We start from the raw sequence: 21,390 nt of genomic DNA, 5'->3' as shown, positions 1-21,390 counted from the left end.
TTAATACGCCCAGCCGCCCGTCGCCAGCGCCGGCCGCCCTGCGCTTGATCCAGCGCAAGCCCGGCCCGAAGACCGGGGTGACTAGTCACATCGGCATGGGAGTTCTGGTCGGCCGGCGAATGGCCGCCAGGGCGCGCGGTCCCTAGGCTAACGCCATGTGAGATGTCTTCGTGAGCAAAGCGAGAATAACCATGGCAGCAAGTCATTCCTCGGCCGGCGCGCCGATGCGGGTCCTGATATCCAGTACGTTCGCCTTCACCATCTGTTTTGCGGTGTGGATGATCTTCGCCGTGCTGGGCATACCCATCAAGACGCAGCTGGGCCTGTCCGAAACCCAATTCGGCCTGTTGGCCGCCATGCCGGTGCTGACCGGTTCGCTGGTGCGCGTGCCGCTGGGCATCTGGACGGACCGCTACGGCGGCCGCCCGGTGTTCTTCGTCCTGATGCTGCTTGCCGTCGTGCCCATCTGGCTGATGTCGTATGCGACGCAGTACTGGCAGTTCCTGGTGCTGGCGCTGTTCGTGGGGTTGACCGGCGGTTCGTTCTCGGTCGGCACGCCCTACGTGGCGCGCTGGTTCCCCCGCAACAAGCAGGGCCTGGCCATGGGCGTGTTCGGCGCCGGCAACTCGGGCTCCGCCATCACCAAGTTCGTCGCGCCGGCGCTGATCGCGGCGGCGGGCGGCGCCTGGGTCATCGTGCCGCAGGTCTATGCCGTGGCGTTGCTGGTCACGGCCATCCTGTTCTGGCTGTTCTCGGCGTCGGATCCCTCGCATCGCGTGAAGAGCGGCGCCAGCCTGTCCGCGCAGTTGGCCATGCTCAAGGATCCTCGTGTCTGGCGCTATTGCCAGTACTACTCGGTGGTGTTCGGCGGCTATGTGGCGCTGGCGTTGTGGATGACCAAGTACTACATCGGCGAATACGGATTCGACATGAAGCTGGCCGCGCTGCTGGCCGCATGCTTCTCGTTGCCGGGCGGCGTGCTGCGCGCCCTGGGCGGCTGGATCTCGGACCGCTACGGCGCCTACAAGACGACCTGGTGGGTCATGTGGGTGTGCTGGGTGGCGTTTTTCATCCTCAGCTATCCGCAGACGCATTTCACGGTGTTGACGGCCGGCGGCCCGCGCAGCTTCGACATCGCCCTGGGGCCCGTCAGTTTCACCATCCTGCTGTTCGTCGTGGGTATCGCGATGGCCATCGGCAAGGCCTCCGTCTTCAAGTTCATCTCCGACGAGTTCGGCGAGAACATCGGCGCCGTCTCCGGCATCGTCGGCCTGGCCGGCGGCCTGGGCGGGTTCGTGCTGCCGATCCTGTTCGGGGTGCTGCTGGACATCACGGGCATCCGGTCCAGCGCCTTCATGCTGCTCTACGGCACCGTCTGCGTCTCCCTGATTTTCATGCACTTCAGTTTCCGGCCGGAAAGCGCGGCCATCGCCCGGCAGCACGCCGCCTGATCCTCCTTACATCCTGAGAGAATCCTATGTCCACTCAAGTCCTTGCGCGCTGGGAACCGGATAATCCCGGCTTCTGGAAGCAGACCGGCGCGCGCGTCGCCAATCGCAATCTCTGGATCTCCATTCCGGCGCTGATGCTGGCGTTCAGCATCTGGATGCTGTGGAGCGTCGTGGTGGTCAACCTGGACCGCGCCGGCTTCATGCTGTCCAAGAACCAGATGTTCTGGCTGACGGCGCTGCCGGCATTGTCCGGCGCCACGCTGCGCATCTTCTATTCCTTCCTGGTGCCGGTCTTCGGCGGGCGCAAATGGACGGCCATCTCCACGGCCTCGCTGCTGATCCCGGCGCTGGGCATGGGTTTCGCGCTGCGCGATCCCACCACGACGTTTCCGACCCTGCTGATCCTGGCGCTGCTTTGCGGCCTGGGCGGCGGCAATTTCAGTTCCAGCATGGCCAACATCAGCTTTTTCTTTCCGAAGGAGAAGAAGGGACTGGCGACGGGCCTGAACGCCGGCATCGGCAACCTGGGGGTGTCGCTGGTGCAGTTCGTCGTGCCCGTGGTGATCTCCATCGGCGTCTTCGGCGTCGCGGGCGGCGCGCCGCAGGGGGTGACCGTGAACGGGACGCAGCAGAACCTGTGGCTGCAGAACGCTGGCTTCATCTGGGTGATACCGATAGCGGTGGCCTCGATCGCCGCGTGGTTCGGCATGAACGACATCGCCGACGCCCGCGCTTCCTTCGCGGACCAGGCCGTCATCTTCAAGCGCAAGCACAACTGGCTGATGTGCTGGCTGTACGTGGGCACGTTCGGCTCCTTCATCGGCTTCTCGGCGGGCTTCGCCATGCTGACCAAGACGCTGTTTCCGCAGGTCGATCCCATGACCTACGCGTTCCTGGGGCCGCTGGTGGGCTCGCTGACGCGTCCCGTGGGCGGCTGGGTCTCGGACAAGCTGGGCGGCGCGCGGGTCACCCTGTTCACCTTCGCGGGCATGATCGCCGCCGTGCTGGGCGTGATGGCCTTCCTGCCGGTCGCCGGCCGGCCGGGCGATTTCAACGGATTCCTGGCCATGTTCATCGTGCTGTTCGCGTTGACGGGCCTGGGCAACGGCTCCACGTTCCGGATGATTCCCGTGATCTTCCTGCGCGAACGCACGCAGGCGGCCAAGGGCAAGGACGCGGCCGCGCAGAAGCAGGCCCTGGCGGACGCCGCCAAGGAATCGGCGGCGGTGCTGGGCTTTTCGGGCGCGATCGGCGCGTACGGGGGCTTCTTCATTCCGCGCAGCTTCGGCACTTCGCTGGAGATGACGGGCAGCGTGCAGGCCGCGCTGTATTGCTTCATCGGCTTTTACGCCACCTGCCTGGTGATCACCTGGTGGTATTACGGGCGCCGCAACGCGCCGGTGCCGTGCTGACGCGGCGGGGCCTGGCCGGGGTGACTAGTCATTCTGCCGCGCCCGGCCTATGCCACCGGGGAATGGTCCTGGAAGAGGGCCGCGCCTAAAGTGGTTTCAACAGCATCGATCGCAGTACGCGCCGGCGGGGCCGGCGCTCTTGGAGAATAGAGAATGAGCCATTTTCTGGACCGCTTGAAGTTCATGTCGCGGGTGAAGTCCACCTTCGCGGACGGCCATGGCGAGACGGTCAACGAGGACCGCAAGTGGGAAAACGCCTACCGGGCGCGCTGGCAGCATGACAAGGTGGTGCGTTCGACCCACGGCGTGAACTGCACGGGCTCCTGCTCCTGGAAGGTGTATGTCAAGAACGGGCTGATCACCTGGGAAACCCAGCAGACCGATTATCCGCGCACGCGGCCGGACCTGCCCAACCACGAGCCCCGCGGCTGTCCGCGCGGCGCCTCCTACAGCTGGTACGTGTATTCGGCGCAGCGCGTGAAGTATCCGATGATCCGCGGGCGCCTGATCGAGATGTGGCGCGAGGCCCGCAAGACGATGGACCCGATCGCCGCCTGGGAATGGATCAGCCAGGATCCGGCGCGGGCCAGGCGCTACAAGTCCGTGCGCGGCCTGGGCGGCTTCGTGCGCGCCGACTGGGACACGGCGACCGAAATCATCGCCGCGGCCAATGCGTTCACGATCAAGAAATTCGGACCGGACCGCCTGATCGGCTTTTCTCCGATCCCAGCCATGTCCATGGTCAGCTACGCCGCCGGAGCGCGCTACCTGAGCCTGCTGGGCGGCGCCTGCCTGAGCTTCTACGACTGGTACTGCGACTTGCCCCCCGCAAGCCCGCAAGTGTGGGGCGAACAGACCGACGTGCCGGAATCGGCCGACTGGTACAACTCGACCTACCTGATGGTGTGGGGCTCCAACGTGCCCCAGACCCGCACCCCCGACGCGCACTTCTATACCGAGGTCCGCTACAAGGGCACCAAGACGGTGGCCGTGTCCAGCGACTTCGGCGAAATGGTCAAGTTCGGCGACATCTGGCTGGCGCCCAAGCAGGGCACCGACGCGGCGCTGGCGATGGCGATGGGCCACGTGATCCTGAAGGAATTCCACCTGTCGGGCGCGTCGGCCTACTTCCGCGACTACGTGCGCCGCTATACCGACATGCCGATGCTGGTGCAGCTGAAAGCGCGCGACGGCTTCTACGCGCCCGATCACTTCCTGCGCGCATCGCATCTGGACGGCGCGCTGGGCGAGCAGAACAACCCCGACTGGAAGACACTGGTGCTGGACGCCAGGACCGGCGACCTGGTCGCGCCCAACGGCAGCATTGGCTTCCGCTGGGGCGAGGGCGCGGTCAACGGCGGCGAAAAGGTCGGCCGCTGGAACCTGGAATCGAAGGACGGAGGCAGCGGCCGCGAGATCGAGCCCGAGCTGACCCTGCTGGGCAAGTCGGACGCCGTGGTGGCCGTTGGCTTCCCGTACTTCGGCAGCGAGCACGGCGAGGTGCAGGCGCGCAACGTGCCGGCGCGGCGTATCCGCCTGGCCGACGGCAGCGAGGCCCTGGTGGCCACGGTGTACGACCTGCAGATGGCCAACTACGGCCTGGACCGGGGCCTGGGCGGCGGCAACGTCGCCAGCTCCTACGACGACGACGTGCCCTATACGCCCGCCTGGCAGGAAAAGCACACCGGCGTGCCGCGCGCGCAGGTCATCCAGGTGGCGCGCGAGTTCGCGCAGAACGCCCACGACACCGAAGGCAAGTCCATGGTCATCGTCGGCGCCGGCCTGAACCACTGGTACCACATGGACATGATCTACCGCGGCATCATCAATATGCTGATGATGTGCGGCTGCGTGGGCAAGAGCGGCGGCGGCTGGGCCCACTACGTGGGCCAGGAGAAGCTGCGTCCGCAGTTCGGCTGGGCCCCGCTGGCGTTTGCCGCCGACTGGGTGCGCCCGCCGCGCCAGATGAACGGCACGTCCTTCTTCTATGCCCACACCAGCCAGTGGCGCCATGAAAAGCTGAACGTTCAGGAAGTGCTGGGCCCCACCGCCGACCGCGCCAAGTACGGCGATCTCAGCATGATCGACCTGAACGCCCGCGCCGAGCGCATGGGCTGGCTGCCGTCGGCGCCGCAGCTGCGCGCCAACCCGCTGGACCTGGTCGCCGAGGCGGACGCCGCCGGCAAGGATCCGATCGCGCACGCCGTCGAAAAGCTGAAGTCGGGCGAGGTGCGCATGGCGTGCGAGAACCCGGACGATCCGGCCAACTTCCCGCGCAACATGTTCGTCTGGCGCTCCAACATCCTGGGTTCCAGCGGCAAGGGCCACGAGTATTTCCTGAAGTATCTGCTGGGCACGCAGAACGCCGTGTTCGGCGACGAGGCGGCCGCGATCAAGCCCACGGAGGTCACGTACGAGGACGATGCCGCCGAAGGCAAGCTCGACCTGCTGACGGTGCTGGACTTCCGCATGAGCACGACCTGCCTGTACGGCGATATCGTGCTGCCCACGGCGACCTGGTACGAGAAGGACGACCTCAATACGTCGGACATGCACCCGTTCATCCACCCGTTGAGCGAAGCGGTGCAGCCGTTGTGGGAGAGCAAGACCGACTGGGAGATCTACAAGCTGCTCGCCAAGCGCTTCAGCGAAATCGGCGGACCCTACCTGGGCAAGCGCCGCGACCTGGTGCTGACGCCGCTGATGCACGACACGCCGGGAGAGCTGGGGCAGGCCTTCGAGCCGCGCGACTGGAAGCTGGGCGAATGCGACCTGATTCCGGGCAAGACCGCTCCGTCCATGACGGTGGTGGAGCGCGACTACAACGATATCTACCGCAAGTTCACCTCGGTGGGGCCCTTGCTGGACAAGCTGGGCAACGGCGGCAAGGGCATCAGCTGGAACACCGAGCATGAAGTGCATGAGCTTGCCGGGATCAACGATAGCGTGACGGACGCCGGCGTGAGCCAGGGGCGCCCGCGCCTGGACACGGCCATCGACGCGGCAGAGATGATCCTGACCTTCGCGCCCGAAACCAACGGCCATGTGTCCGTCAAGGCATGGGAAGCGTTGGGCAAGATCACGGGCCGGGACCATACCCACCTGGCGGTGGGCCGCGAGCACGACAAGATCCGCTTCCGCGACATCCAGGCGCAGCCGCGCAAGATCATCTCGGCGCCGACCTGGTCGGGGCTGGAAAGCGAAGAGGTCAGCTACAACGCCGGCTACACCAACGTGCACGAACTGATCCCATGGCGCACGCTGACCGGCCGCCAGCAGTTCTACCAGGACCACCGCTGGATGCTGGATTTCGGCGAAGGCTTCTGCGTGTACAAGCCGGCCATCGACACCAAGACGGTGGCGCCCATGCTGGGACGCTATCCGAACGGCGAGAAGGAGCTGGTCCTGAACTGGCTGACGCCGCACCAGAAGTGGGGCATCCACAGCACGTACTCGGACAACCTGCGCATGCTGACGCTGAGCCGCGGCGGCCCCCACGTCTGGGTGTCGGAAGCCGAGGCCAGGCAGGCCGGGCTGGTCGACAACGACTGGGTCGAGGTGTTCAACGTGAACGGCACGCTGACCGCCCGCGTGGTGGTCAGCCAGCGCGTTCCGGTGGGCATGTGCCTGATGTACCACGCCCAGGAAAAGATCGTGAACGTGCCCGGCGCCGAAACCAGCGGCAAGCGCGGCGGCATCCACAACTCGGTGACGCGCACGGTGCTCAAGCCCACGCACATGATCGGCGGCTACGCCCAGCAGGCCTATGGCTTCAACTATTACGGCACGGTGGGCGCCAACCGCGACGAGTTCGTGGTGCTGCGCAAGATGAAGAAGGTGGACTGGCTCGAAGGTCCGCTGGTCGAAACGCAACAAGAAGAGAAGCAATCATGAGGATACGCGCGCAAATCGGCATGGTGCTGAACCTGGACAAGTGCATTGGCTGCCACACTTGCTCGGTCACCTGCAAGAACGTCTGGACCAGCCGCGACGGTGTCGAGTATGCCTGGTTCAACAACGTGGAAACCAAGCCCGGCATCGGCTATCCGAAGGAATGGGAAAACCAGGAAAAGTGGAAGGGCGGCTGGAGCCGCACGGCCGCCGGCAAGCTGGAACCGCGTCAAGGCGGCAAGCTGCGCATCCTGGCCAACCTGTTCGCCAACCCGAACCTGCCCGCCATCGACGACTACTACGAGCCGTTCACCTACGACTACGAGCACCTGAAGAACGCGCCGCTGTCGCAGACGCCGCCCACCGCGCGTCCGGTGTCGGTGCTGACGGGCAAGAAGATGGACAAGATCCATTGGGGCCCGAACTGGGAAGACGACCTGGGCGGCGAATTCAGCTCGCGCAGCCGCGATGCCCTCTTCGAAGGCGTGCAGAAAGAGATGTACTCGACCTTCGAGAACACCTTCATGATGTACCTGCCGCGCCTGTGCGAACACTGCCTGAACCCGGCCTGTGTCGCCAGCTGCCCGTCGGGCTCGATCTACAAGCGCGAGGACGACGGCATCGTGCTGGTCGACCAGGACAAGTGCCGCGGCTGGCGCATGTGCATCTCGGGCTGCCCGTACAAGAAGATCTACTACAACTGGAACAGCGGCAAGGCCGAGAAGTGCACGTTCTGCTATCCGCGCATCGAGGCCGGCCAGCCGACCGTGTGTTCGGAAACCTGCGTGGGCCGCATCCGCTACCTGGGCGTGATGCTGTACGACGCCGACCAGATCGAGGCCGCGGCGTCCACCGCCAATGAACAGGACCTGTACCAGTCGCAGCTGGATCTCTTCCTGGATCCGCATTCGCCCGAGGTGATCGCGGCCGCGCGGGAGCAGGGCATCCCGGAATCGTGGCTCGAAGCCGCCCGCAAGTCGCCCGTCTACAAGATGGCGGTGCAGTGGCGCGTCGCCTTTCCGCTGCATCCGGAGTACCGCACGCTGCCGATGGTCTGGTACATCCCGCCACTGTCGCCCATCCAGTCGGCCGCCGAATCGGGCCAGATGCCGCAGCGCACCGTCGGCAAGAGCGCCATGATCCCGGACGTTTCCAGCCTGCGCATTCCCGTGCGCTACCTGGCCAACCTGCTGACGGCGGGCAAGGAGGCCCCGGTGGTGCAGGCCCTGGAGCGGATGCTGGCCATGCGCGCCTTCAAGCGTTCGGAATCGGTGCACGGCGAGCGGGACACGGCCTTGCTGGACCAGGTCGGGCTGTCGGAGGCCACGGTGCAGGACATGTACAAGATCATGGCCATCGCCGACTACGAAGACCGCTTCGTGGTGCCCAGCAGTCACAAGGAAGTGGTCGAGGACAGCTTCAACGAGAAGGGCAGCTGCGGCTTCACCTTCGGCAACGGCTGCTCGGGCGGGGTGTCGGAAGGCACGCTGTTCGGAAGCAAGCCCAAGGGCAGCGAGATCTTCATCGAGATGCCGAAATCCCGCAAGAAGGCCGCTTCGGTCTAGGAAAGGAGAAAACCATGAATCCGTACCGCCTGCTTTCCGCCTTGCTGTGCTATCCCGAGGCCGAGCTCCTCGATGCGCTGGGCGAGGTGGAGACCGCGCTGGGCGCCTACCCGGATGCCGAGGAAACCCTGCAGCCCCTGATGGAGTACCTGGCCACTCACGACCTGATCTCGCTGCAGGAGAACTACGTGGCCACGTTCGACCGGAACCGCTCGCACTCGCTGCACCTGTTCGAGCATGTGCACGGCGAAAGCCGGGACCGCGGCCAGGCCATGGTGGACCTGCTGGACACGTACCGCCAGCATGGGTTCGAGCCGGTCGTGTCGGAGCTGCCCGACCACGTGCCGCTGTTCCTGGAGTTCCTGGGCGTGATCGAAGCCGGCCAGGCCCAGGAGTTGCTGGACGACGCCATCCACGTCCTGGCGGCCATCGGCGCGCGCCTGGCCAGCAACGGCAGCCCCTATGCCTGCATCTTCGCGGCGCTGCGCGCGCAGTCGCGGGTGGTTCCGCGCGAACAGACCGAGGCCCCCGTGCGCGACATGGACGAGGCGATGGAGACGTTCGGCGCCGGCCCGGACGGCGTGGAACCGCTGCTGCGGCCGTTCTCGGGCGACGGCGCGCAAACCGTGCGCTTCTATCCCCGCGCGGCCCATTAATCTTCAGGACGACGCAACATGAACTCCCTGAATCAGTTCTTCTTCGGCATCTACCCCTATATCGCGCTGACGATATTCCTGCTGGGCAGCCTGGTGCGCTTCGAGCGCGAGCAATACACCTGGAAGTCGGACAGTTCGCAGCTGCTGCATCGCGGCCAGCTGCGGCTGGGCAATATCCTGTTCCACGTGGGCATCCTGGGTCTCTTCTTCGGACATCTGGCCGGGCTGCTGACGCCGGTGGTGGTCTGGGACACCCTGGGCGTGTCGCACACGCTGAAGCAGACCGTGGCCATGGTGGCCGGCGGCGTCATGGGCGGCCTGTGCCTGATCGGCCTGCTGATCCTGATCCACCGTCGCCTGAGCGACCCGCGGATCCGCGCCACCACGCGGCCGGGCGACAAGCTGCTGCTGTTGTGGATCCTGGCGACGCTGCTGCTGGGGCTGTCCACCATCGCGCTGTCGGCCGGTCACATGGACGGTGAAATGATGGTGCGCCTGATGACCTGGGCGCAGCACATCGTCACCTTCCAGGGCGACGCCGCCAGCCATGTCGCCGACGTGCCGCTGCTCTTCAAGGCGCACCTGTTCATGGGCCTGACGCTGTTCGTGATCTTCCCGTTCACCCGCCTGGTCCACGTCTGGAGCGGGTTCGCCTCGGTCGGCTACCTGGGCCGCGCCTGGCAATTGGTCCGCCCGCGCTGAACGCTGACCCAAGGAGCCGAACATGCCTGTCATCGTCAATGGCGTCGAACTGAGCGACGCGGACCTGGAACGCGAACTGCCGCTGCATGAGCAGGCCGGCAATCCCATGCGCGAGGCGGTCACGGCGCTGGTGCTGCGCCGCGTGCTGCTGGACGAAGCCAGCCGGCAGGGCCTGGACGCCACGGACGAGGAGGGCGCCATCGGCGACCTGCTGGCCCGGGAGGCGGCCGCGCCGGAGGCCGACGAGGCCGCCTGCCGCCGCTTCTACCAGATGCATCCGGAGCGCTTCATGGCGGGCGAACTGGTGGAGGCCGACCACATCCTCTTCCAGGTGACCCCCAGCGTCAACCTGGACATGTTGCGGGCGCACGCCAACGTGGTGCTGGCCGAACTGCTGGAAGACCCGTCGCGCTTCGCCGAGGTGGCGCGCGAGCAGTCCAACTGCCCGTCCGCCGCGGTGGGCGGCAGCCTGGGTCAGCTGGGCCGGGGCGACACGGTGCCGGAATTCGAAAGCGCCGTCTTCGCGCTGCCCGCCGGAGGGCTGCTGCCCCAGTTGCTGCAGACCCGCCATGGCCTGCATATCGTCCGGGTGACGCGCCGCATCGAAGGGCGCCTGCTGCCGTACGAGCACGTGGCCGGCCAGATCGCCTCGGCGCTGACCGCCATGAGCCGCGATATCGCGTGGCGGCAATATGTCAAGGTGCTCGTCGGCCGCGCCCGGATCCAGGGCATCGATCTGGAGGACGGCGAACCCGAGCGCGTTTTCAGCGGAAGCGCCGCATGATGGAAGCGCCGGCTGCTGGACCACTGAAGGACGGCTTCGGACGCCGCATCGACTATCTGCGCGTCTCCGTCACCGACCGCTGCGACCTGCGCTGCAGCTATTGTCTGCCCAAGGATTTCAAGGGCTTCGAGACGCCATCCAACTGGCTGAGCCACGAGGAGACGGCCAGGCTCGTCGGCCTGTTCGTGGCGCTGGGGGTCAGCAAGGTCCGGCTGACCGGAGGCGAGCCGCTGCTGCGCCGCGGCGTTGCCGGTTTGGCGGCGGCCATCGCCGCCATGCCGGGGCTGAAGGACCTGTCCGTATCCACCAACGGCACGCAACTCGCCCGCCATGCGGGGGACCTGCGCGCGGCAGGCGTGGACCGACTGAACGTCAGCCTGGATACGCTGGACGCGGCCGCCTTCGGCAAGATCACCGGCAGGGATTGCCTGGAGTCGGTGCTGGCCGGGCTGGCCGCGGCCAGGCGCGCGGGCTTCGCGCCCATCAAGCTCAACAGCGTCGTCCACGCCGCCACGCCCAGGGCGGGGGTGCGAAGGCTGTTGGACTATGCGCTGGCGCAGGGCTTCGTGCTGCGCCTGATCGAGCCTATGCCGGTGGGCGATTGCGGCAGGAATTTCTCCCATGTCGACCTGAACGACATGGGCGCGGCCCTGGCCGCCGAGGCCGGCCTGGTGCCCGCGGTGGCGGGTTCGGGCGGCGGTCCCGCCCGCTATTGGACGACGGGCCGCGGGATTCCGGTGCTGGGCGTGATCACGCCCATGTCGCGTCACTTCTGCGCCAGCTGCAACCGCGTCAGGCTGGGCGTGGACGGCACGCTGTACCTGTGCCTGGGGCAGGAAGACCGGGTGCCGCTGGGCGAACTGCTGCGCCGCGGCGCCAGCGACGCGGAGCTGGTCCAGGCCATCCTGGCGGGCATCGCCGCCAAGCCGGAGAGGCACGAGTTCACCAGCCGGCCGGAACGCATCGTGCGCTTCATGGCGCAGACGGGAGGCTGACATGCGCGACATCGAACGCCTCGTCGACGGCTTCCAGCGGTTCCAGCAGCAATACTATGAAGACGCGCCGTCGCTATACCGCAGCCTGCGCGAGGGCCAGCATCCCAGCACCCTGCTGATCGGGTGCTGCGATTCCCGCGTGGACCCGGCCATGCTGCTGGGCTGCGACCCCGGCGACATCTTCACCGTGCGCAATGTGGCCAATCTGGTGCCGCCGTCCAACACGGACCGGGGGCTGCAGGGCGTGCTGGCCGCGATACAGTTCGCGGTGGAGCAGTTGCAGGTCAGCCGGATCATCGTCCTGGGCCATGCGCACTGCGGCGGCATCCGCAAGCTGATGGACCGCGGCCTGGGGTTCGGCGCGAACAGCGGCGAGACCGACTACCTGGAACGCTGGATGGACATCGCCGAGCCGGCGCGCCAGCGTGTGCTGCAGCAGATGCCCGCCGCGTCGGCCGCGGAACGCCGCCGCGCCTGCGAGCAGGCGTCCATCCTGATTTCGCTGCGCAACCTGGAGGACCTGCCTTTCGTCAGGCGGGCGGTCCTGGCGGGGGGGCTGACCCTGCATGGCTGGTATTTCGACCTGGTCGCGGGCGCTTTGCTGGCATACTCGGCGCGGGCGGACGCATTTCTTCCCATCGTATGCCCACTGTTCACGGAGCTTGCATGACCCCAGTCTTCGGTATCGCCGGCCGTTCCGGCAGCGGCAAGACGACCCTGATCGAGTCGATGCTGCCCTTGCTGGCCGCGCGCGGCCTGCGCGTCAATGTCATCAAGCACAGCCACCACGACTTCCAGATGGAGCCCCCGGGCAAAGACAGCGCGCGCTTTCGCCGGGCGGGCGCCCAGGAGGTGATGGTGTCGTCGCCGTTTCGCTACGCCATCGTCCACGAATTGCGGGAGGCGCCGGAGCCTCCGCTGGACGAGCAGCTCGCCCGCCTGTCGCCCGCCGACCTGGTGCTGGTGGAAGGATTCAAGCAGGCGCCGATCCCCCGCATCGAGGTATACCGGCCCGCCGCGGGCAAGCCGCCCCTGCACGCGGAAGATTGCAATCTGCTGGCGGTGGCGACCGACGCGCCGCTGGATATCGGGCTGCCGTGCCTGCCCCTGAACGAACCGGAGACGGTCGTGGCGTTCATTTGCCGCGCCCTGGCCTTGGGCTGAGCGCTACCGGGGGACGGAGCGCAGGAAGGGGGACCGACTACACTGGTACCCGACCCGTCCCGCGGGCGCCGATACCTCCCATGACCATGAAGTCCACCGATCCCATCGCCGAGTCCGACGGCCTTCCTTCGCCGCGCCACCGCCTGTCCACGCGCATCGTCGCCAGTTCGCTCATCGCGCTGGTGGTGGTGCTTGCCATGGTCGGCTGGACCTTGTGGCTATCCTGGCAGCTGGAAGGCGCGGGCGCGGCCATCAACGACACCGGCAGCCTGCGGATGCGCGCCAACCGGGTCGCGGTGGAGCTCATGCGGCCGCAGGCCGGCCGCGAGTTCCGCACCCGCGAGCAGATCGGCGTCATGGACGACACGATCGCCCGGCTGGAGCGCGGCAATCCCGCCCGCCCTCTCTTCATCCCCAACGACGAGGCCATCCGGGTCCAATGGAGGGACGTCGCCGGATACTGGAACGAGCGGATGAAACCGGCGGCCATCCGGGCCCTTGGAGCGCCGGATGCGGCGGCCTACCTGGAGACGCTGCCGGAGTTCGTTAGCCGGGCGGACACATTGGTCCGGATGATCGAGCGGGACAACGCGGGAAAAACCACGTCCCTGCGCCTGTCGCAGGGCGTGCTGGCCGCCATCGCCAGCGCGGGCACGCTGGCGATGATCTACCTGCTGTACCTGTGGATCATTTCCCCGGTGCTGCGCCTGCGCGACGGCCTGCAGCGCATGGCCGCGCGGGAGTTCAGCACGCGCCTGCCGGTGGAAAGCCAGGACGAATTCGGCGTGCTGGCCCGGGGCTACAACCGCATGGCGGACGAGCTCCAGGACCTGTACGCCAGCCTGGAGCAGCGGGTGGAGGACAAGACCGCCCAGCTCGCCGCGCAGAACCGCGACATCGGCGCGCTCTACGACATGGCGGCGTTCTTGAATCTGCCCAACGAGATCGAGGCCCTGTGCGATGGCTTCCTGCGCCGCGTGATGCTGCAGTTCGACGCCGAGGGCGGCAGTATCCGGGCGCTGGACCCGAACAACGAAAAGCTCAACCTGATGGTGTCGGTGGGCCTGTCCGACGAACTGGTGGAGTCCGAACACTGCATGAAAGTGGAGGACTGCTATTGCGGCGCCGCCACGCGGCAGGACGGCGTCATCGTCATCCAGGACTTCCGCCGCTCGCCGCCGGCCAAGGACCTGAACTGCCAGCGCGAGGGCTTCGCCAGCGTGGCGGTGTTCCGCATCGTCACGCGCGACGAGGTGCTGGGCTCGTACTCGCTGCACTTTCGCCACCAGCGCCGTCTGACGCCGGCGGAGTCCCAGCTGCTCGAAACGCTGGGCCGGCACCTCGGCGTGGCGCTGGACAACCGGCGGCTGGGCGCGCAGGCGCGCCAGCTGGCCGTGGTGCAAGAGCGCGGGCTGGTGGCCCAAGGGCTGCACGACAGCCTGGCCCAGGCCCTGAATTTCCTCAACCTGCAATTGCAGATGCTGGACGCCGCGGTCAAGCGGGGCGACACCGAGGAAATCGAGGAAATCCTGCCGCTGCTGCGCACGGGCGTCGACGAGAGCTACCAGGACGTGCGGGAGCTGCTGACCAACTTCCGCACCAAGCTGGCGCAGGGCGACCTGCAGGCCGCCATCGAAGACACCGTGGACCGTTTCCGCCGCCAGACCGCCATCGAAACCGAACTGCGTTTCGGCCTGGGGCAGGGCGCGCCGCTGCCGCCCGAGCAGCAGCTGCAGGTGCTGTTCATCCTGCAGGAGGCGCTGTCCAACGTGCGCAAGCACTCCGAGGCGGACCGCGTCGAGATCGCGGTCGACAACGGCCGGGACTTCAGCCTGTCGATTGCCGACAACGGCCAGGGATACGATCCCGCCGAGGTGGCCGAGCGCGGCGAGTCCCACGTGGGGCTGCACATCATGCGCGAGCGGGCCGCGCGCATGCGCGCCATGATAAAACTCGAATCACAGCCTGGCGCCGGCACGCGCGTCTCGCTGGTCCTGCCCGGCAGCGAACGCCAGGCCGCCTGACACCATCCCGACCATGCCCATCCGTATCCTTCTCGTCGACGACCACACGCTGTTCCGCTCCGGCGTGCGCCTGCTGCTGCAACGCCAGCCCGACTTCGAAGTCGTGGCGGAAGCCGGAGACGGCGTCGAGGGCCTGAAACGCGCGAAAGAACTCAAGCCAGACGTGGTCCTGCTGGATCTCAACCTGCCCGGGCTGTCCGGGCTTGAAACGCTGCAGTTGCTGACGCAGGACCTGCCTTCCTGCGCGGTCATCATCCTGACGGTTTCCGAAGAGGCGGACGAGCTCGGCCAGGCGCTGCGCGACGGCGCGCGGGGCTACCTGGTGAAGAACATCGACGCCGACGCGCTTACCGCCGCCATCCGCCGCGCCGCCGGCGGCGAGCCGGTGATCGCCGACAGCATGACCGCCAAGCTCGTGGAGCAGTTCCGCGGCCAGTCCGGCCAGGCCGCCCAGACGCAGGGGGCGGGCGACCGCAACCGCCTGACCGCCCGCGAGCGGCAGATCGTGCAATGGCTGGCGCGCGGCGCCAGCAACAAGGTCATCGCCCGGGAACTCGACGTGAGCGAAAGCACGGTCAAGATCCACGTGCAGAACGTGCTGAAGAAGCTGAACCTGACCAGCCGCGTGCAGGTCGCGGTGTATGCGGTGGAGCACGGCATGTACACGGACGAGTGACGCGCGGCGGTCCGGCATCCGGACGGCGGGGGCTTTGATCTGCGACAAGGCCGCCATGGCTGCCGGCCCCTAGACTGGCCGTCATGGAAACTCGAACCTCTCCCATGGAGCTCGTGGCCCCCGCCGGCAGCCTGGCTGCGCTGAAGGCGGCGGTCGAGGCGGGCGCCGACACGGTCTACCTCGGCCTCAAGAACGCCACCAACGCCCGCAATTTCGCCGGGCTCAATTTCACCGAAAGCGATATCCGCGCGGGCGTCGAGCTGGCGCACAGCCGCAAGCGCCAGGTGCTGTTCGCCATCAACACCTTCGTGCAGGCGGGCAGGGCGCTTGAGTGGCGCGCCGCCGTGGACGCCGCCCACGGCCTGGGCGCCGACGCGGTCATCATGGCCGACCCGGGCCTGCTGGCCTATGCCAGCGACCGCTATCCAGACCTGCGCCTGCATCTGTCGGTGCAAGGCTCGGCCACCCATGCGGACGCCATCGAGCTGATGAGAGAACAGTTCGGCATCCGCCGCGTGGTGTTGCCGCGCGTGCTGACCCTGGCCGAGATCGCGCGCATCTGCGCCAACGTCAGCGTCGAGGTCGAGGTATTCGGCTTCGGCAGCCTGTGCGTCATGGCCGAGGGGCGCTGTCTGCTGTCGTCCTACGCCACCGGCGACTCTCCCAACAACAAGGGCGTCTGTTCGCCCGCGCATGCGGTGCGCTGGTCGGAAGAGAACGGCCGCATGGACGCGCGCCTGAACGGCATCCTGATCGACCGCTACGAACCGGGCGAAGCCGCCGCCTATCCCACCTTGTGCAAAGGCCGCTTCGACGTGGACGGACAGGCCGACCACGCGCTGGAGGAGCCGACCAGCCTGAACGCCATCGGCCTGTTGCCGCGCCTGGCGGAGATGGGCGTGTCCGCCATCAAGATCGAGGGGCGGCAGCGCAGCCCGGCCTACGTCACGCAAGTGGTGTCGACCCTGCGCGCTGCCCTGGATAGCGCGCACGCGGACGCTTCCCGCTTTTCTCCCCGTCCAGAATGGAACGCCATGCTGGCGCGCCACTCCGAGGGTTCCCAAGTCACGCAAGGGGCATTCGAACGTCCATGGAAATGAGATCCCACGCTTACCAGATTTCAGTCGGCCCCTTGCTGTACTACTGGCCTCGCCAGCACACGCTGGACTTTTATGCCGCGCTGGCCGACAGCCCCGCCGACATCCTCTACGTGGGCGAAACCGTCTGCAGCCGCAGGCACGAATTGCGCGCCGAGGATTGGCTCGCGCTTGCGCGCGACCTGCGCGCCGCCGGCAAGACGGTGGTGTTGTCCGGCCGCACGCTGATCGAGACCGGCGCCGAGGCCAGCGCCTTGAAGAAGCTGTGCGAACAGCAGGATTTCATGGTCGAGGCCGGGGAGGTGGGCGCCATGCGGCATCTGGCGGGGCGTCCCTTCGTCGCCGGCCCGCACATGAACGCCTACCACGGCGGCACCCTGGAATGGCTGGCCCGGCGCGGCGCGGCCCGCTTCGTGGTTCCGCTGGAAATGGACGGCAAGACGCTGGCGCGCCTGCTGCAGGAACGCCCGGCGGGCCTGGAGGCGGAGGTCATGGTGTGGGGCCGCATGGCGCTGGCGTTTTCCGCGCGCTGCTTCACCGCGCGGCACTTCCGTCTGAAGAAGGACGAGTGCGGATTCCGCTGCATCGAGCATCCGGACGGATTGGACATGCGCACTCGCGAATCGCGGGATTTCCTGGCGATCAACGGCATCCAGGTGCAGTCGGCCGCCTGTCTGGACTTGCTGTCCCGGGCGCCCGAACTGGCGTCGCTGGGCGTGGAGGTGCTACGCGTCAGCCCGCAATCGTCGGGCACGCTGGAGGCGGTCGCCGCGCTGGACGCGGTCCGACGGAACGTTCCGGCAGCGGCCGTCGAGCCGCCCGCGGGCATGGGCCGCTGCAATGGCTACTACTACGGCAAGTCCGGCATCGAGATGCTGGAGGCCGTGGCATGAGCGCCGCCTTGCAGGTGCCGGCGCTGTTCGCCAGGCTCGGCCGGCGCATTCCGCCGCCGCTGGTGTCGATGCACTGCGTGGCCGCGCTGGAACTGGCGCGCCGCTTCAAATGGCTGTTGCCGCCGCAGGAGCTGGACGGTCGCAGTTTCGCCATCACAGTCGAAGACCTCGGGCTGCGCAGCTGCTTCGCCGTGCGTGACGGCGCCTTCCGGCCCGTATGGAACGGGGCGCCGTCCGACCTGGAACTGGGCGCAAAGCTGGCGGACCTGCTGAGCCTGATGCGCGCCGAGACCGATGCGGACACCTTGTTCTTCCAGCGCCGCCTGCGGATCTCGGGGGACACGGAGCTGGGCTTGATCGTGAAGAATTGGCTCGATGCCGCGCCGCGGCCGGCATGGCTGCAGCGCAGCGGCGCCGCGAGCGTTTGAATACGCCGAAATACGGGTTTTCCCTCATTAGTCAAAGTAATTCCACAGATAAGAAATAAGAATTTTTCTTATGGTTGGGCGAAGGCTATAAAAGCTGGCTGATAGACCTCAACCTGCCTTAAGAGAGATAAACATGAGGGGAAATACCGCGACAGGGCACCAGCCGGTGCGCGCGTCGACCGCCGCGTTCGTCGGCACCATGATCGAGTGGTACGACTTTTACATCTACGCCACCGCCGCCGCGCTGGTGTTCGGCAAGCTGTTCTTTCCATCGGCGACGGGTTTCTACGGGACGCTGGCCGCGCTGGGCACCTTCGCCGTCGGCTTCTTCGCCCGCCCGCTGGGCGGCGTGATCTTCGGCCACATCGGCGACAAGATCGGGCGCAAGAAATCGCTGGTGATCACGCTGGTGATGATGGGCACGGTGACGGTGCTGATCGGCCTGCTGCCCACCTACGCGTCCATCGGCGTTTGGGCGCCGGTGCTGCTGATCCTGCTGCGCATCGTGCAGGGGATCGCGGTCGGGGGCGAGTGGGGCGGAGCGGTCCTGATGGCCGGCGAGCATTCGCCGGACCGGGCCAAGCGCACGTTCTTCGCGTCGTTCGCGCAGCTCGGCAGTCCCGCCGGCCTGATCCTGTCGATGCTGATGTTCAAACTGGTGACGTCCCTGGACGACGAGGCCTTCCTGGCCTGGGGGTGGCGCGTTCCCTTCCTGTTCTCGGCCGTACTGCTGGTCGTCGGCTTCGTGATCCGCCTGAGCGTGAACGAATCGCCCGACTTCCTGGCGGAAAAGCAGGCGCAGGCCCAGCGCGCCCGCCCCGCGCAGGCGCCGCTCGCGCAGGTGCTGCGCGGCGCGCCGCGGCTGCTGGCGCTGGCGGTCGGCGCCAATGTGCTGGGCATCGCCGGCTTTTACTTCACCAATACCTTCATGATCGCCTACACCACGCAGTACGCGGGCTTGAGCCGCGCGGTGATCCTGGACTGCCTGCTGGTCGTGTCCATCATGCAGTTCTTCATTACGCCGCTCGCCGCCTACATCGCAAGCCGCGTAGGCAATCTGCGCTTTCTTGGGGCGACGGCACTGGCGTCGATTTTCACGCCCTACGTCATGTTCAACCTGGTGGACCAGGGCTCGCTCACCAGCATCACGCTCGGGGTGGGCGTGGCGGTGCTGTTCATGGGCGCCTACTACGCCGTGATCGCGGGCTATGTCAGCGACAGCTTTCCGACGGGCATCCGCTACACGGGCATCTCCCTGGCGTACCAGTTGTCGGGCGCCATTTTCGGCGGGCTGACGCCTTTGCTCGGCACGGTGCTGGCCGAGAATTTCAAAGGCCAGTGGTGGCCGCTGGCCGTGCTGTTCTCGGCGATATCGCTGCTCTCCCTGGTTTCCGTGCTGCTGCTGGGCAATGCCGGCCAGCGCACCGAGCATTTTCAATTGAAGGATCAGCAAGCATGAAGGCATTTTTCCACGACGATCAGAAGCTTCATCATCCGCAGACCTATTTTTCCCGCGGCAAGATGCGCACGCCTCAGGAAGTGCCGGCGCGCCTGGACGGCCTGGTGCGCGCCGCCCGCAAGCTGGGCTTCGACGTCCAGGCGCCGGCCGACCATGGAGCGGCGGCGCTGTCGGCCGTGCATACGCTGGACTATCTGCGTTTCCTGCAAGGCGCCCACGACGACTGGATGAAGCTGCCGGGAGATTGGGGCGGCGAGGTCGTGTCCAACATCTTCGTCAGGGAACCCAACGCCTTGCGCGGGGTGCTGGCCAAGGCGGGACGCTATCTGGCCGACGGCAGCTGCCCGGTGGGGCCGCAGACCTGGCATTCCGCCTATTGGTCTGCGCAGTGCGCCGTGGCGGGCGCGGAATGCCTGCTGGCCGGCGAACGCCAGGCCTACGCGATCTGCCGTCCGCCGGGCCATCACGCCCGGCGCGACGCCGCGGGAGGCTTCTGCTATCTGAACAACGCGGCGATCGCCGCGCAGCGCCTGCGGTCCCGGTTCGCGCGCGTGGCCATCCTGGATACGGACATGCACCATGGGCAGGGCATCCAGGAAATCTTCTACGAGCGCAATGACGTGCTGTATGTGTCGATCCACGGGGATCCGGAAAATTTCTACCCGGTGGTGGCGGGTTTCGAAGACGAGCGCGGCGCGGGCGAGGGCTATGGGTACAACATCAACCTGCCCATGCCGCACGGTTCACCGGAAGCCGTGTTCTTCGACCGCCTGGCTCAGGCGCGCCGCGCGATCGAGCTGTTCCAGCCCGACGCGCTGGTCCTGTCTCTGGGGTTCGATATCTTCGAAAAGGATCCGCAGGCCATGGTCGGCGTCACCGAGGATGGCTTCGAGCGCCTGGGCCGCGAAGTGGGCGGGATGCGCTTGCCGACCTTGATCGTGCAGGAAGGCGGCTACTATATCGAGGGTCTGGAATCCAACGCATCGCGCTTTTTCGCGGGGCTGGCCGGCGCCTGAGCGCGCGGCGGCGGCGCGGCCGGCGCGGGATCCGACCCGCCGCTCCCTTCGACTCCGCCGCCATGCCATGCCACTGCCCGCCGCCCGTAAACCGTCACCGCTGTCGTTGGCTCCCGAGCGCATGGACTGGAACCTGTTGCGCACGTTCATGTTCGTGGTGCAGGAGCGCGGGGTCGGAAGGGCGGCGCAGGCGCTGCACCTCAGCCAGCCCGCGGTCAGCCAGGCGCTGAAGCGGCTGGAGGACGCGGTGGGCGGCATGCTGCTGCACCGGCGCAATGGCGAATTCCGCCTGACGGGGCTGGGCGACGAGATCTACGCCATCGCCCGCGATATGTACGGCACGATGGCGCGCATCGAGAACGCCGCGACGCAGGACCGGGCCGAAATCGCGGGCGCCTTGCGCCTGCTGGTAATGAGCAAGGTGCAAAGTCCGGCGTATGACGATTTCCTGGCGCAGTTCCACCGGCGCTATCCCAGGATCGAATTCCATGTCGATGTGCTGCCCAGCGCCGCCATCCTGGACGCGCTTGCCAAGCGCGTGCCGGCGCTGGGCATATGCCTGTGCCGCAAGCCCGTCGAGGCGCTGGAGCGCCGGCTGTTCCTGCGCCATCGCTACGCGGTCGTCTGCGGACGGCATCATCCGCTGTTTTCCAGGCAGCGGGTCAGCCTGGAAGACCTGATGGACCAGAATTTCGTCTGTTTCGCCAGCGACCAGATCGGCGACACCCTGTCGCCGCTGACCATCTTTCGCGATCAGCAGGGCTTTACCGGCCGCATCGTGGGCACGTCGCCCAATATCGAGGAAATCCGGCGCATGGTGGTGGCCGGTATCGGGCTGAGCTTTCTGCCCGAACACTTGATCCGCCAGGACGTGATGAGCGGCGAGCTGCGGCGCCTGCCCCCCGCGGAATCGGTGGCCGAAATCGATGTGTTCCTGGCATGGCACAAGCAGCGCAAGCTGAGCGCCGTGGAACTTGCCTACCTGGCCGCCTTCGAACGCTTCCTGAACCGCACGCAGCTGGAATCGCGGGCGGGATGAATGCGCGCGCCTGGCGGTTCCCAGGCAAGATGAGGAAGCCCTCGGGCAGGCGGGAGGCTATGCGGCCCTATGCACGCAGCCCAGGGCGGCCGGGATTGTGGGGTATGGTTACGTGCGTCTGTCCGCCGCAGCCCATGG

General features: G+C 67.0%; 18 protein-coding genes. All 18 read left to right on the top strand.

Annotation, left to right across the window (positions count from 1 at the left end):
* The first annotated feature begins 191 nt into the window (after positions 1-191).
* Positions 192-1,451, top strand: a complete 1,260-nt coding sequence (locus ACN6PJ_RS14555; protein ID WP_427996572.1) for an MFS transporter — start codon at positions 192-194, stop codon at positions 1,449-1,451.
* Positions 1,452-1,477: 26 nt separating this feature from the next.
* The gene (locus ACN6PJ_RS14550) at positions 1,478-2,863 is read left to right on the top strand and encodes a NarK family nitrate/nitrite MFS transporter (RefSeq protein ID WP_427996571.1); all 1,386 of its coding nucleotides are present in this window, start codon (positions 1,478-1,480) and stop codon (positions 2,861-2,863) included.
* Between the two features lie 153 nt (positions 2,864-3,016).
* Positions 3,017-6,757, top strand: a complete 3,741-nt coding sequence (locus tag ACN6PJ_RS14545) for a nitrate reductase subunit alpha (RefSeq protein WP_427996570.1) — start codon at positions 3,017-3,019, stop codon at positions 6,755-6,757.
* The gene (gene narH, locus ACN6PJ_RS14540; protein ID WP_427996569.1) at positions 6,754-8,319 is read left to right on the top strand and encodes a nitrate reductase subunit beta; all 1,566 of its coding nucleotides are present in this window, start codon (positions 6,754-6,756) and stop codon (positions 8,317-8,319) included. The genes ACN6PJ_RS14545 and narH overlap by 4 nt, the downstream gene beginning before the upstream one ends.
* Before the next feature lie 14 nt (positions 8,320-8,333).
* The gene (narJ, locus tag ACN6PJ_RS14535; protein ID WP_427996568.1) at positions 8,334-8,975 is read left to right on the top strand and encodes a nitrate reductase molybdenum cofactor assembly chaperone; all 642 of its coding nucleotides are present in this window, start codon (positions 8,334-8,336) and stop codon (positions 8,973-8,975) included.
* Positions 8,976-8,993: 18 nt separating this feature from the next.
* Positions 8,994-9,677 (top strand): respiratory nitrate reductase subunit gamma, encoded by a 684-nt coding sequence (gene narI / locus ACN6PJ_RS14530; RefSeq protein WP_427996567.1) that lies wholly within the window; start codon positions 8,994-8,996, stop codon positions 9,675-9,677.
* Between the two features lie 22 nt (positions 9,678-9,699).
* A complete protein-coding gene (locus ACN6PJ_RS14525) occupies positions 9,700-10,461 on the top strand; it encodes a peptidylprolyl isomerase (RefSeq protein ID WP_427996566.1) in 762 nt (253 codons plus the stop codon).
* Positions 10,458-11,456: a GTP 3',8-cyclase MoaA gene (moaA, locus tag ACN6PJ_RS14520; RefSeq protein WP_427996565.1), complete on the top strand. Its 999-nt coding sequence runs from the start codon at positions 10,458-10,460 to the stop codon at positions 11,454-11,456. Before ACN6PJ_RS14525 ends, moaA begins: the two co-directional genes overlap by 4 nt.
* A 1-nt stretch (position 11,457) precedes the next feature.
* The gene (locus tag ACN6PJ_RS14515; protein ID WP_427996564.1) at positions 11,458-12,126 is read left to right on the top strand and encodes a carbonic anhydrase; all 669 of its coding nucleotides are present in this window, start codon (positions 11,458-11,460) and stop codon (positions 12,124-12,126) included.
* Entirely contained in the window at positions 12,123-12,620 is a 498-nt protein-coding gene (gene mobB, locus ACN6PJ_RS14510; RefSeq protein ID WP_427996563.1) for a molybdopterin-guanine dinucleotide biosynthesis protein B, read from the top strand. The genes ACN6PJ_RS14515 and mobB overlap by 4 nt, the downstream gene beginning before the upstream one ends.
* An 86-nt stretch (positions 12,621-12,706) precedes the next feature.
* Complete coding sequence (locus ACN6PJ_RS14505) at positions 12,707-14,644, top strand: type IV pili methyl-accepting chemotaxis transducer N-terminal domain-containing protein (protein WP_427996725.1); 1,938 nt, start codon at positions 12,707-12,709, stop codon at positions 14,642-14,644.
* 13 nt (positions 14,645-14,657) lie between these two features.
* Entirely contained in the window at positions 14,658-15,320 is a 663-nt protein-coding gene (locus ACN6PJ_RS14500; RefSeq protein ID WP_427996562.1) for a response regulator, read from the top strand.
* Positions 15,321-15,403: 83 nt separating this feature from the next.
* Positions 15,404-16,420, top strand: a complete 1,017-nt coding sequence (gene ubiU / locus ACN6PJ_RS14495) for a ubiquinone anaerobic biosynthesis protein UbiU (protein ID WP_427996561.1) — start codon at positions 15,404-15,406, stop codon at positions 16,418-16,420.
* On the top strand, positions 16,411-17,310 hold the full coding sequence (locus ACN6PJ_RS14490; RefSeq protein ID WP_427996560.1) for a U32 family peptidase: 900 nt from the start codon (positions 16,411-16,413) through the stop codon (positions 17,308-17,310). Before ubiU ends, ACN6PJ_RS14490 begins: the two co-directional genes overlap by 10 nt.
* Complete coding sequence (ubiT, locus tag ACN6PJ_RS14485) at positions 17,307-17,738, top strand: ubiquinone anaerobic biosynthesis accessory factor UbiT (protein ID WP_427996559.1); 432 nt, start codon at positions 17,307-17,309, stop codon at positions 17,736-17,738. Before ACN6PJ_RS14490 ends, ubiT begins: the two co-directional genes overlap by 4 nt.
* A 133-nt stretch (positions 17,739-17,871) precedes the next feature.
* Complete coding sequence (locus ACN6PJ_RS14480; protein ID WP_427996558.1) at positions 17,872-19,197, top strand: MFS transporter; 1,326 nt, start codon at positions 17,872-17,874, stop codon at positions 19,195-19,197.
* Entirely contained in the window at positions 19,194-20,213 is a 1,020-nt protein-coding gene (locus ACN6PJ_RS14475; protein WP_427996557.1) for a histone deacetylase family protein, read from the top strand. The genes ACN6PJ_RS14480 and ACN6PJ_RS14475 overlap by 4 nt, the downstream gene beginning before the upstream one ends.
* A 67-nt stretch (positions 20,214-20,280) precedes the next feature.
* Positions 20,281-21,252, top strand: a complete 972-nt coding sequence (locus tag ACN6PJ_RS14470) for a LysR family transcriptional regulator (RefSeq protein WP_129528417.1) — start codon at positions 20,281-20,283, stop codon at positions 21,250-21,252.
* The last annotated feature ends 138 nt before the right edge of the window (positions 21,253-21,390 follow it).

The sequence above is a fragment of the Achromobacter sp. genome, from assembly GCF_050285585.1.
Taxonomy (GTDB): Bacteria; Pseudomonadota; Gammaproteobacteria; order Burkholderiales; family Burkholderiaceae_B; genus Achromobacter.
This window is presented reverse-complemented; position numbering and strand designations above follow the sequence as displayed.